The 14,920-nt window shown below is 72.2% G+C and carries 10 protein-coding genes and 1 pseudogene; 5 read left to right on the top strand and 6 right to left on the bottom strand.

From position 1 onward, the window contains the following. Positions 1 to 7: 7 nt before the first annotated feature. The 4 genes from ABT403_RS00650 to ABT403_RS00635 form a co-directional block, all read right to left on the bottom strand. On the bottom strand, positions 8 to 508 hold the full coding sequence (locus tag ABT403_RS00650; protein ID WP_344167722.1) for a universal stress protein: 501 nt from the start codon (positions 506 to 508) through the stop codon (positions 8 to 10). Positions 509 to 513: 5 nt separating this feature from the next. Further along, the gene (locus ABT403_RS00645) at positions 514 to 1,770 is read right to left on the bottom strand and encodes an SLC13 family permease (protein ID WP_344168410.1); all 1,257 of its coding nucleotides are present in this window, start codon (positions 1,768 to 1,770) and stop codon (positions 514 to 516) included. A 108-nt stretch (positions 1,771 to 1,878) separates the two neighbouring features. Beyond that, positions 1,879 to 3,030, bottom strand: coding sequence for a glycosyltransferase (locus tag ABT403_RS00640; protein ID WP_344167725.1), 1,152 nt, complete (start codon positions 3,028 to 3,030; stop codon positions 1,879 to 1,881). Then, positions 3,027 to 4,127 (bottom strand): glycosyltransferase, encoded by a 1,101-nt coding sequence (locus tag ABT403_RS00635; RefSeq protein WP_344167728.1) that lies wholly within the window; start codon positions 4,125 to 4,127, stop codon positions 3,027 to 3,029. Before ABT403_RS00635 ends, ABT403_RS00640 begins: the two co-directional genes overlap by 4 nt. On the opposite strand from ABT403_RS00635, the pseudogene ABT403_RS00630 reads away from it, so the two are divergent. Then, a pseudogene (locus ABT403_RS00630) lies at positions 4,128 to 5,576 on the top strand (ABC transporter ATP-binding protein); the annotation flags it as partial. Between the two features lie 6 nt (positions 5,577 to 5,582). Here ABT403_RS00630 and kdpB read toward each other — a convergent pair. Next, complete coding sequence (gene kdpB, locus ABT403_RS00625; RefSeq protein WP_344167731.1) at positions 5,583 to 7,739, bottom strand: potassium-transporting ATPase subunit KdpB; 2,157 nt, start codon at positions 7,737 to 7,739, stop codon at positions 5,583 to 5,585. Between the two features lie 605 nt (positions 7,740 to 8,344). Here kdpB and ABT403_RS00620 point away from each other — a divergent pair. From ABT403_RS00620 to ABT403_RS00605, 4 genes are all read left to right on the top strand, one after another. Continuing rightward, positions 8,345 to 9,838 (top strand): cytochrome P450, encoded by a 1,494-nt coding sequence (locus tag ABT403_RS00620; RefSeq protein WP_344167735.1) that lies wholly within the window; start codon positions 8,345 to 8,347, stop codon positions 9,836 to 9,838. A gap of 11 nt (positions 9,839 to 9,849) precedes the next feature. After that, positions 9,850 to 10,440 (top strand): quercetin 2,3-dioxygenase, encoded by a 591-nt coding sequence (locus ABT403_RS00615; RefSeq protein WP_344167738.1) that lies wholly within the window; start codon positions 9,850 to 9,852, stop codon positions 10,438 to 10,440. Beyond that, positions 10,437 to 11,657, top strand: coding sequence for a 4-nitrotryptophan synthase (txtE, locus tag ABT403_RS00610; protein ID WP_344167741.1), 1,221 nt, complete (start codon positions 10,437 to 10,439; stop codon positions 11,655 to 11,657). Before ABT403_RS00615 ends, txtE begins: the two co-directional genes overlap by 4 nt. Before the next feature lie 80 nt (positions 11,658 to 11,737). Next, positions 11,738 to 12,871 carry a nitric oxide synthase oxygenase gene (locus tag ABT403_RS00605; protein WP_344167744.1) on the top strand — a complete coding sequence of 378 codons (1,134 nt, stop codon included), beginning with the start codon at positions 11,738 to 11,740 and terminating at the stop codon, positions 12,869 to 12,871. A gap of 50 nt (positions 12,872 to 12,921) precedes the next feature. On the opposite strand, the gene ABT403_RS00600 is transcribed toward ABT403_RS00605, so the two are convergent. Continuing rightward, complete coding sequence (locus ABT403_RS00600; protein ID WP_344167748.1) at positions 12,922 to 14,859, bottom strand: APC family permease; 1,938 nt, start codon at positions 14,857 to 14,859, stop codon at positions 12,922 to 12,924. Between the last annotated feature and the right edge of the window lie 61 nt (positions 14,860 to 14,920).

Here is a 14,920-nt window from a genome sequence, read left to right as displayed (position 1 = left end):
CGCCCTGTCAGCGGTCATGCGGAGGGTGCGGCGGCGGGGGCGGGATGGTGGACGTCGACGGTGCGCTCTGCGGCCAGACGAGCAGGACCGGGCAGGGGGCGTGGTCGACGACGAACCGGCTTGCCGGCCCGAGGCTGTGGGGGCCGAGGCGGCTGTGGTCTCCGTCGCGGGCGAGGATGAGCAGGTCGGCGCCCTCGGCAGCGGCCACGACTTCCCGTTCGGCGCGGCCCGCGCGTTCCCGCCGGACGCACGGGCCTCCCAGCCGGGCGGCGGCCCGGGCCAGGAGCTGTTCGCCCGCCGCGCGGGCCAGGCCCTCCACCTGCGTGCCGGGGTCGCGGTCGGGCCGGGCCCGGCCCAGCAGCCCGGCGTAGGCACCGTGCGCGAGGCCGGGTGCCTGAGGAGCGCTGATGTGGAGCAGCACCACCTCGGTGTCCGCGGGAGTATGGACGCGTGCGGCCTCCACGCAGGCGGCCCAGGTGCCTTCGACGATCCAGACGATGACGCTCACCGTGTTCAGCCTCCGATCATGTGGAGTGAGACCCAGAGTGCCGCCACCGACAGCAGCAGTGCGGCCGGCGTGGCGAGCAGGCCGAGCCGGGTGAACTCGCCCAGCTCCACGTCGGTGTCGTGCTCGCGCACGATGCGCCGCCACAGCAGCGTGGCCAGGGAGCCGGCGTAGGTGAGGTTGGGGCCGATGTTCACCCCGAGGAGCACGGCCAGGACCGCGCCCGGGCCGGTGGGCGCGGTCAGCGGGAGCAGCACCAGGACCGCGGGCAGGTTGTTGATCACGTTCGCCAGTACGGCGGCCAGTCCCGCGATGGCCAGGAGGGCCGGCAGGTCGGTCCCGGTGGGAATCAGGCGGCCCAGCACGTCCGCGAGGCCGTTGTCGACCACGGCCCGGACCACGATGCCCAGGGCCAGCACGAAGACGCAGAACGGCAGCGCCGCGGCCCGCACGATCGCCCGCCCGGTGGTCCGTCGCCGTGCCAGGGCGCGGGTGGCCAGGACGGCGGCACCCGCGGCCGCCGCCCACGCCGGGTCGATGCCGAGTACGGAGGCCAGCACGAATCCCGCGAGGGTGCCCGCCACCGTGAGCAGGGCGAACAGCGGCAGCTCGGGAGCGTCTGCGGCGGGTGGGGCGTCCGCGCCCGCGTCCAGGTCGGTGGCGAAGAAGCGGCGGATCACGACGTACTCGGCCGCGATGGCGGTGAGCCAGGGCAGCGCCATCAGCGCGGCGAACCGGGTGAAGGCCAGGCCGCTGGCGGTGAAGGCCAGCAGGTTGGTCAGGTTGGAGACCGGCAGCAGCAGCGACGCGGTGTTCGACAGGTGGGTGCACGCGTAGACGTGCGGCTTGGCTCGGGCGCCCAGCCGGGCGGCGGTGGCGAAGACCACCGGAGTCAGCAGCACCACGGTGGCGTCGAGGCTGAGGACGGCCGTGATGAGGGAGGCCATCACGAAGACGAGGACCAGCAGGCGGCGTGGACGGCCCGCCGCCCGGCGCGCCATCCACGCCCCGCAGGCGTGGAAGAGGCCCTCGTCGTCGCACAGCTGGGCCAGGACCAGAACGGCCGCGAGGAAGCCGATCACCGGGCCGAGCCGGACGGCCTCCGCCACCGCCTGGTCGGGGGAGATCGCTCCGGCGGCGATGACCGCCCCGGCGGCGGGGACGGCCACGACCGCCTCCGGCCAGCCCCAGGGCCTGATCACCGCACAGGCCAGGACCGCGAGGAGCAGGACGACGGACAGTGCTTCTGAGAGGGAGGCGTTCAGCGTCGGAGCCTTTCGGGGGTGCGGTCCGGGCGCGGGAGGAGGCGTTCGAGCGTCTCACCGCCTTCTGACACCCGGCGCCGACCCGATCCGTGCCGTGGTGCTCCGCTCCTAAGGGGTGTCCTGGGAAGCGGCATGCGTGGTCAGGACGTCTGTGGCGAGGCGGTGGTAGCGGGCGGCGACGGCCGGCCAGCTCAGGTCCTGGGGTGTCTCGCAGGACGCGGGAAGGGGGGCGGATTCCTCGCTGAGCAGGGCGGTGACGGCGTCGGCCAGGGCTGTGGGGTCGCGGTGGGGGACCACGGTGCCGCGGCCGGCGGTCAGGAGCTCCGTGGCGTGGGGGAAGGCGGTCGCCACCACCGGCACTCCGGCGGCGATGGCTTCGGCGAGGACGCCGGAGGTCGCCTGGTCCGCGGATTCGTACGGAAGTACCACGCATGACGCGCGCTGGAGCCGGAGCCGCAGTTCGTCGGGGCTGAGGAAGCGGTCGTCGAAGCTGACGCGGTGCGCGACACCCAGGCGGTCGGCGTGTGCGGCGAGCCGGCGGCGGTAGGTGTCGCCGTGTTCGTCGATGAGGCGGGGATGGGTGCGTCCGGCCACGACGTAGCGGGCGTCGGCGGCCCGGCCCCGCAGCAGGGGGAGGGCGGCGATGGCCCACCGGATGCCCTTGGCCGGCCGCAGCAGGCCCCAGGTGAGCAGGGTCGGGGCCGCGTTCTCGGCGGCCGGCGGGTCGTGGGCGCGGCGCAGGCCGACGAGTGCGGGGGCGACGCCGTGCGGGATCAGGTGGATGCGCTCGTCGGGGACGTCGTATCCGGCCGACAGGCGGGCGCGGGCGTCCTGGCTCATGACCACCACGGCGGCGGCCTTGCGGCAGACGCGGTTGAGGACGGCGCGCGCGTGGTCGGCCGGATCGTCGAGCACGGTGTGGATGACGACGATGGCCGGCACGGTCAGCAGGTCGACGACGCGCAGTGCGTCGACGCCGGACGGGCCGCCGTAGATGCCGAACTCGTGCTGGACGAGGGCGACGTCCTCCCGGTTGAGGATCCGCGCGGCGGCGATGCAGCTCGCCGGCGACTCGGGCCGCAGCACGCCGCATACCTCGGGGGGCCATTCGGCCGTCCCGGGGTCGGCGCCGTCGGGTTCTTCGAGGGCGACCACGGCGCCGGCGGCCCGCGCGGGGAGCGCGTCCCGCAGCGTGGCGCTGAAGTTGGCGATGCCGCACACCTGGGGCGGGTACGTGGTCAGCAAACCGATCCGGGTCACCGCGCGACCGCCACGGGCGCTGCCGTCAGGGCGTGCAGTTCTTCGAGGAGTGCGTCGGCCACGCTCTCCCACGAGCGGGTGGCGGCCTGCCTCAGGCCGTGCGAGGCCAATGATGCACGCAGGTCGGGGTGGTGGAAGAGGGCGTTCATGAGCGTTGCCGCGTGTACCGGGTCCGGTGGCCACGCCCAGACCAGGCAGTCGTCGTCGAGCGCCGAGACGCGGCCCGGGGAGTGGATGAGGAGGCCGGCGCGCCCGAGGACCTCGCCGACGCAGCTGTTGGCCGTGGCCACCACCGGCAGCCCCACCGCCTGGGCCTCCAGCAGCGGCAGCCCGAACCCCTCCCCCGTGGTCGGGAAGAGGAACGCGTCGGCCGCCTGGTACAGGTTCGCCACCTCGTTCTCGCTGAACGGGTTGTCGAACAGGTCCCGGTCCCGGTGGCTGAAGGTCACGCGTGAGGACAGCCCGCTGGAGTGGATGAGTTCCAGCAGGCCGCGGTCGGGCTGGGTGTGCAGGTGGAGCACGGTGCGCCGGGCCGCCTCGGGATCGTCGCGGCAGTAGAGGCGCAACGCCTCGATGGCGTACTCGATGCCCTTGCGCGGATCGTTGCGGCCCACGAACAGGAACACGAAGGCGTCCGGGTCCCAGCCGAGCCGGGTCCGCAGCCCGGCCTTGCGACGCCCGTCCACCGGGTGGAAGACGTCGAGGTCGACACCGAGTCCCACCCGGCCGACGCGGCCGCCGTCCACCACCCGCGAGAACTGGGAGCGGCCGTTGTCGGCCTGCGCGAGGACGCGGTCGCAGGACTCCAGGACGCCCCGCCACGGGTGCGGGGGCGTGTCGCGTTCGAACTCGACGGGGAACCAGCCGACCACCGGGGCCGAACGGGCACGAAGGGCCGGCAGCAGGGAGCGGAAGTGCTGCACCGAGCCGAGGAGCAGGACGACGTCGGGCCGTACCCGGTCGAACAGCGTTCGCCGGAACTCGGGGTCACGGGCCTGTCGGAGGTCGGCCGCCTCGTGCAGCAGCACCCCGTCGGGCACCGGCGGCGCCTGTGCGCCCGTGAGCTCGGCGTCGAGGGCACCGGCGTAGTGGTGCACGTCGAAGGAGTGTTGCCCGTCGCCGTGACCCTGACGGTGATGTTCCGCCTCTCCTGGCAGATCACCGCGGCGGCCCTGCTCCTCCTGCCGCTCTTCCTCCTCCCCGCACGCGTCATGGGCGGCCGGCTGACCGCCCTGATGCGGCAGACCGCGGCCTGCCACTCCTCCCTGACCGCCCTGATGACCGAACGGTTCTCCGCCCCCGGAGCGGGCCTGGTCAAACTCTTCGCCGACCCCGAGGCCGAGAGCACCGGGTTCACCGCCCGCGCCACCCGGATCAAGGAGCTGGAAGTACGGAGCACCGTCAGCCAGTTCCTGTTCGTCATCGCCCTCGCGCTCGTCTCCGCGCTGGCCGTGGCCCTCGTCTACGGTCTCGGCGGCTACCTCGCCGTCACCGGCACGATCCGGGCGGGTACCGTCGTCACCCTCGCCCTCCTGCTGCGCGAGCTCTACGATCCCCTCACCCGCCTCGCCGGCACCCGCCTCGACCTCATCACGGCCCTGGTCGGCTTCGAGCGCATCCTCGAAGTCCTCGACCTGCCCCCACTCGTCACGGAGCCGGCCCACCCGAAGCAGCTGCCCGCAGGCCCGCTGCCGGTCGAGTTCGACGAGGTCACCTTCGCCTACCCGGCACCCGACCAGGTCTCCCTCGCCTCCCTGGAAGACGCCGCCACCCTGGACACCCGCGGCGGCGAGGACGTCCTGCGCAAGGTCAGCTTCCGCATCGAACCCGGCACCCTCACCGCCCTCGTCGGCCCCTCCGGCGCCGGCAAGTCCACCCTCGCCACGCTCATCCCACGCCTGTACGACACCGACCACGGCAGCGTCCGCATCGGCGGCGCCGACGTACGCGACCTCTCCTTCGCCACCCTGCGCCGCACCGTCGGCATGGTCACCCAGGACAGCCACCTCTTCCACGACACCGTCCGCGCCAACCTCACCCTCGCAGACCCCGAAGCCACCGACGAGGACCTGTGGCACGCCCTGCGCCGGGCCCGCGTCGACGGCCTCGTACGGTCGCTGCCCGAGGGACTCGACACCGTCGTCGGGGAACGCGGCCACCGCCTCTCCGGCGGGGAGCGCCAGCGCCTGACCATCGCCCGCGTCCTCCTCGCCCGCCCCCGCGTCGTCATCCTCGACGAGGCCACCGCCCACCTCGACGCCCACGCCGAAGCCGCGGTCCAGGAGGCCCTCACCGAAGCCCTCCAGGGCCGGACCGCCCTGGTCATCGCCCACCGCCTGGCCACCGTCCGGGCGGCGGACCGCATCCTCGTCCTCGAAGCCGGCGAGCTCGTCGAATCCGGCACCCACGACGCCCTCCTGGCCGCGGACGGCGCCTACGCCCGGCTGTACCGGACCCAGTTCGCCGAACCTGCCGACATCGGCGGTGCCGTGAGCGTCCCCGCTCCCCCGCACCGGACACCTGATGCGGCTCTGACGCGGCCCTGACGGTGTTCATCCGATGCCGGGGATGAGGGAGACCAGCAGGTCGATGAGTTTGATGCCGGCGAAGGGTGCGATCAGGCCGCCGAGGCCGTAGACGGCGAGGTTGCGGCGGAGCAGGTCGTGTGCGGAGGCGGGCCGGTAGCGGACGCCGCGCAGGGCGAGCGGGATGAGGGCGACGATGATCAGGGCGTTGAAGATGATCGCCGAGGTGATGGCGGACTGCGGGCTGTGCAGGCCCATGACGTTGAGGGCTCCGAGGCCCGGGTAGGCCGAGGCGAACATCGCCGGGATGATGGCGAAGTACTTCGCGACGTCGTTGGTGATGGAGAAGGTCGTCAGGGCGCCCCGGGTGATGAGGAGCTGCTTGCCGATCTCCACGATCTCGATGAGCTTGGTCGGGTTGGAGTCCAGGTCGACCATGTTCCCGGCCTCCTTGGCGGCCGAGGTGCCCGAGTTCATCGCCACGCCCACGTCCGCCTGGGCGAGGGCCGGGGCGTCATTGGTGCCGTCGCCGGTCATCGCGACCAGCTTGCCGCCCTCCTGTTCGCGCCTGATGAGGGCGAGCTTGTCCTCGGGGGTGGCCTGCGCGAGGTACTCGTCGACGCCCGCCTCGGCCGCGATGGCCTTGGCGGTCAGCGGGTTGTCGCCGGTGACCATGACCGTACGGATGCCCATCCGGCGCAGTTCCGCGAAGCGTTCGCGGATGCCGTCCTTGACCACGTCCTTGAGGTGGATGATGCCGAGCACCCGCGGGCCGTCCCCGTCGTGGACGGCCACCAGCAGCGGGGTGCCGCCGGAGGCGGACACCGAGTCCGCCCAGGTGACGGCCTCGGCCTGGACGGTGCCGCCGCGCAGCGCCACCCACGCGGCGACCTCGGCCACGGCCCCCTTGCGGATGGCGACGCCCGCGCCGTTCGGCCAGCTCAGGTTGAGCCCACTCATCCGGGTCCGTGCGCTGAACTCCACGAAGCGCGGGTTGCTCAGCTCGCCCTCGGCCGGGGGCCGGACGCCGTACCGCTGCGCCAGGGCGACGACGGAGCGGCCCTCGGGGGTCTCGTCCGCGAGGGAGGACAGCTGGGCGGCATCCGCGAGCCTGCCCAGGTCCTGGCCGGGCAGCGGGATGAGGGCGGTCGCCTCGCGGTTGCCGAGGGTGATGGTGCCGGTCTTGTCGAGGAGCAGGGTGTTCACGTCCCCGGCCGCCTCCACGGCGCGGCCGGACATGGCCAGGACGTTGCGCCGCACGAGGCGGTCCATGCCGGCGATGCCGATCGCGGAGAGCAGGGCACCGATGGTGGTGGGGATGAGGGTGACGAGCAGGGCGACGAGGACGGCGGTGCTCTGGCCGGCCTTCGCGTACTCGGCCATCGGCTGGAGGGTGACCACCACCAGGACGAAGACGATCGTGAGGGCCGCCAGGAGGATGTTGAGGGCGACCTCGTTGGGCGTCCTCTGCCTGGCGGCACCCTCGACCAGCGCAATCATGCGGTCGAGGAAGCTGTTTCCGGGACGGGAGGTCACGCGGACGACGATCGAGTCCGACAGGACCGTCGTCCCGCCGGTCACACCGGACTTGTCACCCCCCGACTCCCGCAGCACGGGCGCGGATTCGCCGGTGACGGCCGACTCGTCCACCATCGCGGCGCCGTCCACGACGTCCCCGTCGGCCGGGATCAGCTCGCCGGCCTCGACCAGGACGAAGTCCATCGGCTGGAGCTCGGCCGGGGTGACGGCCTCCGATTCGGCCCGGTGCGCGTTCGTACCGTACGACCAGTGCTTGATCCGCAGCGCGACGGTATCGGTACGGGCCTTGCGCAAGGACGCGGCCTGGGCACGTCCGCGGCCCTCGGCCACCGCTTCGGCGAGATTCGCGAACAGCACCGTGAGCCACAGCCAGCCGCTGATCACCCAGGTGAAGACCGACGGGTGGATCACGGCCGACAGGGTGGTCAGGACCGAGCCGACCGCCACGACCAGCAGCACCGGCTTCCGGGACAGGGCGCGCGGGTGCAGTTTGCGCACCGCCTCACCGGCCGCCTCAGCCAGCTGCTCCGGCTCCAGCAGCCGGGACGGCCGGCCCGGACGCCGGTGCGGCGGCCGGGTCACGGGCGGCGGGGGCGGGCTGCCCGGGCCCGGCGGGGTGTGCTGCGCGGTGGCGGCGGAATGCATGCGAGGTGAACCTTCTGACGTGAAGCGGGGGCAGGCGGACTGGTCGGGCCGGCCGGGTGCGCGGCGTGGGCCGGCTGTACGGGAAGAGCCGCTGCCGGGGACCGGATCGCATGGGCCCCTCAGCCGTCGCACGCACTGTGTCTGGGCCCCCGGCAGCGGGAACGGGCAGGAAGCTACCGGACCGGACGGTCGCCCGCGCGGCTCGGGCGGAGGAATTGCCGCGCCTTTGACGCCCGTGCCGGGATTTCCGTCAAGATCACGTCAGAGCCGCGTAAGAAACGCCCCTCCGGGGTGCTCGGCCGCCGACGGTGAAGCCGCCCCCTGGCGCCCGCCGAAATCTGCGGATGTTCGTCAATTCACTGACGGCCCCACGCACGGATCCGGCCATCCGAATGCGGGCGGCCGACGCCCCGTCAGCTGCCGGTATCGGCCGCGCCCGCAAACCGCACCAGCCCGGACGACGGGCGGACATACGCACGGCATATTCATTCCCCTGCCCGAACCGGCCATACGGCCATCCAGTCATTGTGGGACGCTCGCTGCACTCCCTAACCTTTGAGCGCATCTCGATCCCCTCACTGATCGGGGAGTCACCCACCGTGAACATGCCCGATGCAGAAAATCCATTCGGCCTTTACCGGTTCCTTTACACGGCCGGCTGCGCCACGGTCCTCTTGGCGGCCGGCGCCGCCGCCTGGGCCGGAGTGACCACGGCCGGCCCCTTCGTGGCCGTCGGAGGCGCCCTGCTCGTCGCGCCTCTCGCGTTCGCCGTCGCCCGCCGCCTCCGGGAGTTCCGTTCCCGGCGCCATCTGCCCGGGCCGAAGCCCTCGTTCCTCCTCGGCAACCTCGCCGACCTGCTGGCCCGCGGGCACGGCAGCCGGCACGAGGCGCTGCGTGCCCTGCACGCCGAGTACGGGCCGGTCGTACGCCTGCACCTGGCCTGGGGGACCGCACCCCTGGTGTCCTTGTCGTACGTCTCGCCCAACCTGCACAGGAAGGAGTTCGACTCGCTCCGCCGGGCGGACGGGACGGTGCTGTCGCGGAGCCTGATGGGCGTACCGGGCGGCGACCTGCACAAGTCCCACCGGCAGACCCTCTCCCCCGCGCTCACGACGAAGAGCGTCGCCCGGCGCTCCGGCGTCCTGACGGACGTCTCCGCCCGGTATGCAACCAAATGGCGTGAGGCCGGCACCACCTACGAGGGCCTGCAGTCCGATCTGCGCGACTGGAGCGTGGACTGCCTGAGCACCTTCCTGTGCGGCGAGGACTGGGAGCTGCCGGCGGACCTGCCCCGCTACCACCGCGCGCTCGCCGCCATCGAGGAGGAGGTCAGCTTCCGGGCCTTCCACCCGTTCTTCGTCCGCTGGATCCACTTGGGACGGCGACGGCGGGTCCGGGCGGCCTACCGGGAGGTCGCCGGCGTTCTCGGGACGGTGCTGCGCCGCAGGTCGGAGCGGATACCGGCCGGCTGCCCGGCCCACCAGCGGCCGGACGACCCGCTCGACCGCGTGTCCGAGGCGGCCTGGTCCGACCGGGACCGGATCGAGGAGCTGATGTCCCTCGTCCTCGGCGGCGCCGACCCGATGTCGTACGTGCTGTCGCAGGCACTGGTCATGCTCTCCCGGGACGCGTACGTGCAGGAGAAGGCGCGCAAGTCGGCCGAGGGGGCGGAGGAGGGCCGCGCGTACGTGCACCGCGTCTTCCACGAGACGCTGCGGATGTTCCCGCCGGTTCCCTTCAGCGCCAAATTCAGCGAGGACCGGGCCGTGGAGGAACACGGGATGGAGATTCCGCCCCGTACCTCGATCATGTGGATGAAGAACGAGGTCGGACGGAATCCCGAGGTTTTCCGCGAAGCGGACCGGTTCAATCCCGACCGGTTCACCGACAGGGAGGAATCCCTCAACTCCTTCCTTCCCTTCGGTGCGGGCCCGCGCCACTGCGTGGGAAACCGGCTCGCCGAACAGTGTTGCGTCGCGATGCTGACCGAGATCCTCAAGAACTTCGACATCGTGCCCGTCGAGAACGTGGACGTGCGGTTCCACTCCACCATTTCCGTCGTTCCGTCCGCCGTGCCGGTCAGGCTCGTCGCCCGATGAAAGGCCGCTCCATGCCGGATGCCGTCCCGCCCCACCCGACCGCCCCCATCGCGCTGGGTGCCGGCGGGGGCGAAACCCTGTGGTTCCTGGACTTCCTGGCGGCCGTGAAGGGCTCCGCCTCCCAGCTCAACGGCGCGGCGACCGTGATCGAGTTCCTGGGCCGCGAGGGCAGCGGCTCCCCGCTGCACCGGCACAGGGACGAGGACGAGTGGTGGTACGTCCTGGACGGGGCGATGACCTTCTGGGTGGCCGGGCAGAGCTTTCCCGTCCGGTCCGGAGCCTTCGTCTACGGCCCTCGCGGCCTCGCCCACACCTTCCGCGTCACCTCGCCCGAGGCCCGGTTCCTCCACGTCACCGAGCCGGGCGGCTTCGACGGGTTCCTCCGCGCCCTGGCCCGGCCCGCCGCATCGCCCACGATCCCGCCCGGCGATGCGCCCCTGCCGGACCTGGACCACGTACGGGCCGTGGCCGACGGCTTCGGGATCGAGGTACTCGGGCCGCCCGGCATCCCCGACGCGCTTGCCCCCACGAGCCGTCGCCCCCACACCGCCGCCCCGTCCGCCTCCCCCTCCGCAGGCGGACACGCCAAGGAGCCCCGATGACCCCACCGTCACCGCTCACGGATCCGGACATCGTGCCCGACCCGTACCCCGTCTACGCCGGCCTCGCCGCACGCGAGCCGGTCCACTGGTGCGCGGGCCTGAACGCCTGGGCCGTCATGCGGTACGCGGACTGCGCCGATGCGCTCAAGGACCCCCGGCTGAAGGCCGAGCGCATGGGAGAGGTGCTGGCCGCGAAGTTCCCCGGACAGCCGCTGCCCCCGGACAACATCTACCACCGCTTCACCCGCAACGTGATGATGTACACCGACCCGCCGCTCCACGACGCGCTGCGCCGGTCCACCCGGGCGGGCTTCACCCGATCCGCGCACGAGCACTACGACCGGGTCATCCGGCGGGTCGCGGCCGACGTGGTCGCCGCCCTTCCCGCCGGGACCACGGAGATCGACGCGGTCCCCGCCCTGGCCGCCCTGCTCCCGGTGCGATCCGCCGTCCACGCCTTCGGGGTGCCGGAAGAAGACCTCGGTTTCGTCATCCCGTGCGTCGAGACCCTCATGACGTACTGGTCCGGCCCGCAGGAGCAGCCCGTGGAGCTGGACCGGCTGCTCGGGCTGCTCACCGAACTGCACACGTACGCCGCCGAACTCCTGGACGGCAAAAGGGGCGAGGTCCTGCCCGACACGGTCATCGCCCGGCTGGCGGCGAGCCAGGACGACCAGGCCGGGACCACGAGGGAACAGACCGTGCACCAGCTCGTCCTGCTGTTCATCGCTCTGTTCGCGCCCACCACCCCCGGCTCCCTCAGCAGCGGCATGCTGGCCTTTGCCCGCAACCCGCGGCAGGTCGAACGCTTCCTGGCGGATCCCGCCTGCGTGGAGAACACGGCCAACGAGATCGTGCGCTACAACGCCTCGAACCAGTTCACCTGGCGCGTCACGACCACCGATGTGGACCTCGGCGGCGTGAGGATCCGCGCGGGGCAGAACGTGGCCTTGTTCCTGGGCGCGGCCAACCGGGACCCGGGCGTCTTCGAGCGGCCGGATGCCTTCGACCTCGACCGCCCCAACAGCGCACGGCAGTTGTCGTTCGGCATCGGGGTCCACTCGTGCCTGGGCCGGCAGATCGCGGCCCTGCAGCTGAAGTGGTTCTTCGTCGCGCTGCTCGGCCGCTTCCCCGGCCTGCGGCCGGCCGGCGAGCCCCTCTGGAACGAGAACCTGGAGTTCCGCTCCCTGCGGTCCCTCCCGCTCAGCCTCCGCTGACCAGCCGGTCCCGACCGGACCGACCCGCGCGGTCCCGCCCCGCCGGCGGGACCGCGCGCTCCCCTTCCTGCGAGGCAACCGTGACCCAGCACCTCGGACCGATCCCCGTACCACCGCAGACCGGCGGCGCGGCCGACCGCGCCGAGGCGGAGGAGTTCCTGCGCCAGTTCCACACCGAGCAGCCCGCCCGGACCGTCGCGCTCACGAAGCGGCTGGAGCAGGTCCGCGCCTCCATCGACCGTACCGGCACCTACCGTCACACGACGGCCGAGCTGGCCTTCGGCGCCCGCGTCGCCTGGCGCAACTCCAGCCGCTGCATCGGCCGTCTGTACTGGAACAGCCTGCACGTCCTCGACCGCCGCGACGCCACCACCCCCGAGGAGATCCACCGGCACCTGTGCGAGCACCTGCGGCAGGCGACCAACGGGGGCCGCATCAGACCCGTGATCTCCGTCTTCGCACCGGACTCCCCCGGACGGCCCGGTCCGCGCGTGTGGAACGAACAGCTCGTCCGCTACGCCGGCCACCGCCGCGCCGATGGCACCGTCCTGGGCGATCCACGGAACGCGGACCTGACCGACGCCGTACGCGGCCTCGGCTGGCAGGTGCGCGAGCCCGGCCGCTTCGACGTCCTGCCGCTGGTCGTCGACACCCCCGACGACAAACCGCAGCTGTTCGAACTGCCCCGTGACCTGGTCCTGGAAGTGCCCATCAGCCACCCGGACTGCCCGCGCATCACCGAACTCGGCCTGCGCTGGCACGCCGTACCCGCCATCGCCACGATGCGCCTGCGCGTCGGCGGGATCAACTACCCGCTCGCACCCTTCAACGGCTGGTACATGGGCACCGAGATCGGCGCCCGCAACCTCGTCGACGAGGACCGCTACGCCCTGCTCCCCGACGTCGCCGCCTGCCTCGGCCTCGACACCGGCGACGAGGCCACCCTCTGGCGCGACCGCGCCCTGGTCGAACTGAACGTCGCCGTCCTCCACTCCTTCCGGGCCGCGGGCGTACGCATCAGCGACCACCACACCGAGTCCCGGCGCTTCCTCACCCACCTGGCCCGGGAGGAGCGTGAAGGCCGACGGGTCCCCGCCGACTGGAGCTGGATCGTGCCCCCGGTCTCAGGCGGAATCACCCCCGTGTTCCACCGCTACTACGACGAGGCGGAACAACGGCCTGCGTTCTGTCCCGCCGCCGACGACCGTCCCTGACCCGTCGAGCGCCGTATCGCCCCGGCCCGTCTGCCTCCTTGTGCCGGCCGTCAGCCGGCGTGTACGTGGGGGCGGCGGGAGCGGTCCGGTTCGGCTTCGCGGATGACCTCGCGGGTGACCGGGGCGACCTCGCCCTGGCCGAAGAGGAAGAACCGGAAGAAGTTGGCCATCGGGTTGCCCTCGGTCCACTCGAAGTAGATGTGGGGCCGCTGGCCGGTCTCGTCGCGGACGTGGAGCAGGAGGGCGGCCAGCGCGTTGGGGATGCTGGAGCTCTCCAGGCTCAGGACGCGGTAGCGGCCGTGGAGGACCTCGCCGCGCACCCGCATGCCGGACTCGAATTCGGAGGCGTCGAGGACGGTGACCTCGACGAACATGACGTCGTCCTCGGCCGGGATGTCGTTGTCCGCGCGGATCTGCGCCTTCTTCTGCCGGTACTCCTCCAGGTCCCGGCTGTCGGGCTCGTTGGCGATGAACCGGATCGTGCGGTTCGCGGTGTCGCGGATGAACCGCTCGGCCATGTCGTCGAACTCGATGTGCGTGACGCGCAGCTCGAAGACGCGGGCGAGGCGCGAGAGGAGCGAGAGGGCCATGATGCCGCCGATGAAGCAGGCGCCGATCTTCACGCCGTCCGGCCGCTCCACGACGTTGACACCGGTGGTGTAGATGAAGACGGCCGAGATGATCCCGAAGCCGATGGTCCAGCCCCGCTCCCCCGCCCGGCGTGCGGCGATGGTCACGGCGACCGCCGCCGAGGTGATCAGGACGAGGACGCCGGTGGCGTAGGCGCCGCCCTGGGCGTCGACGTCGGCGTTGAAGAGCCAGGTGACCAGGAAGGCGACCAGCGTGAAGACGATCACCATCGGGCGCAGGGCGCGGGCCCAGTGCGGGGCCATGCCGTAGCGGGGCAGGTAGCGCGGCATCAGGTTGAGCAGGCCGGCCATGGCCGAGGCGCCCGCGAACCACAGGATGCAGATGGTCGAGACGTCGTAGACCGTGCCGAAGGCGGAGCCCAGGTGTTCGTGGGCGAGGTACGCGAGGGCGCGGCCGTTGGCCTCGCCGCCGGGCTGGAACGCGTCGGCGGGGATCAGCAGGGTGGTGATGAGGCTGGAGCAGATCAGGAAGACGCTCATGATCACGGCGGCCGTGGTCAGCAGCTTCTTGGCACCGCGGATCCGCCCGGCGGGCTTCTCCTCGGTGTCCGAGGGGTCTCCCTGGACGTGCGGCATGACCGCCACACCGGTCTCGAAGCCGGACAGGCCCAGCGCGAGCTTCGGGAACACGACGAGCGCGATGGCGATCATCATGAAGGGATTGCCGTGCTCGGCGGTCAGGGCGCTCGTCCAGTCCGTGATGACGTGCGTCTGCGTGAACACGTTCCACAGACCGACCGCCACGACGACGACGTTCAGGGCGAGGTAGGTGGAGACGAGGACCACGGCGACGCCGATGGCCTCGCTGAACCCCTTGAGGAAGACGCCGCCGAGCAGCGCGATCAGGATCAGGGTGATCAGCACCTCGTGCCCGTGCAGGGTGCTGGTGAGGTGCGGGTTCTCCACCATGTGGGCGGTCGCGTCGGCGGCCGACAGGGTGATGGTGATCAGGAAGTCGGTCGCCGCGAACCCGAGCAGGGTCAGGACGAACAGCTTGCCCTTCCAGAAGGACAGCAGTTTCTCCAGCATGGCGATGGAGCCCTCGCCGTGCGGGCTCTCCTCGGCCACCCGCCGGTAGACGGGCAGCGCGCCGAAGAGGGTCAGCAGGACGAGCACGATGGTCGCCAGCGGCGACAGCAGGCCGGCCGCGAGGAAGGCGATGCCGGGCTGGTAGCCGAGGGTGGAGAAGTAGTCGAGGCCCGTCAGGCACATGACCCGCCACCACGGCCGGCCGTGCGGCTGGGCCGCCGCTTCCTTGGCGGCGGGTGAGCTGGTCTGGGCGGTCAAGCCTTCCAGCATCCACGCGCGCAGGCGCGAGGCGCGGGCAGGGGTGGCCATGGTCGGGCGCTCCTGTCGTACGGTGCGGATTCAGCCATCGGAGTCGACGGCTGGGCCAGCG

It is taken from the genome of Streptomyces sp. NPDC000075 (assembly GCF_040301925.1).
GTDB lineage: Bacteria > Actinomycetota > Actinomycetes > Streptomycetales > Streptomycetaceae > Streptomyces > Streptomyces polychromogenes.
This window is presented reverse-complemented; position numbering and strand designations above follow the sequence as displayed.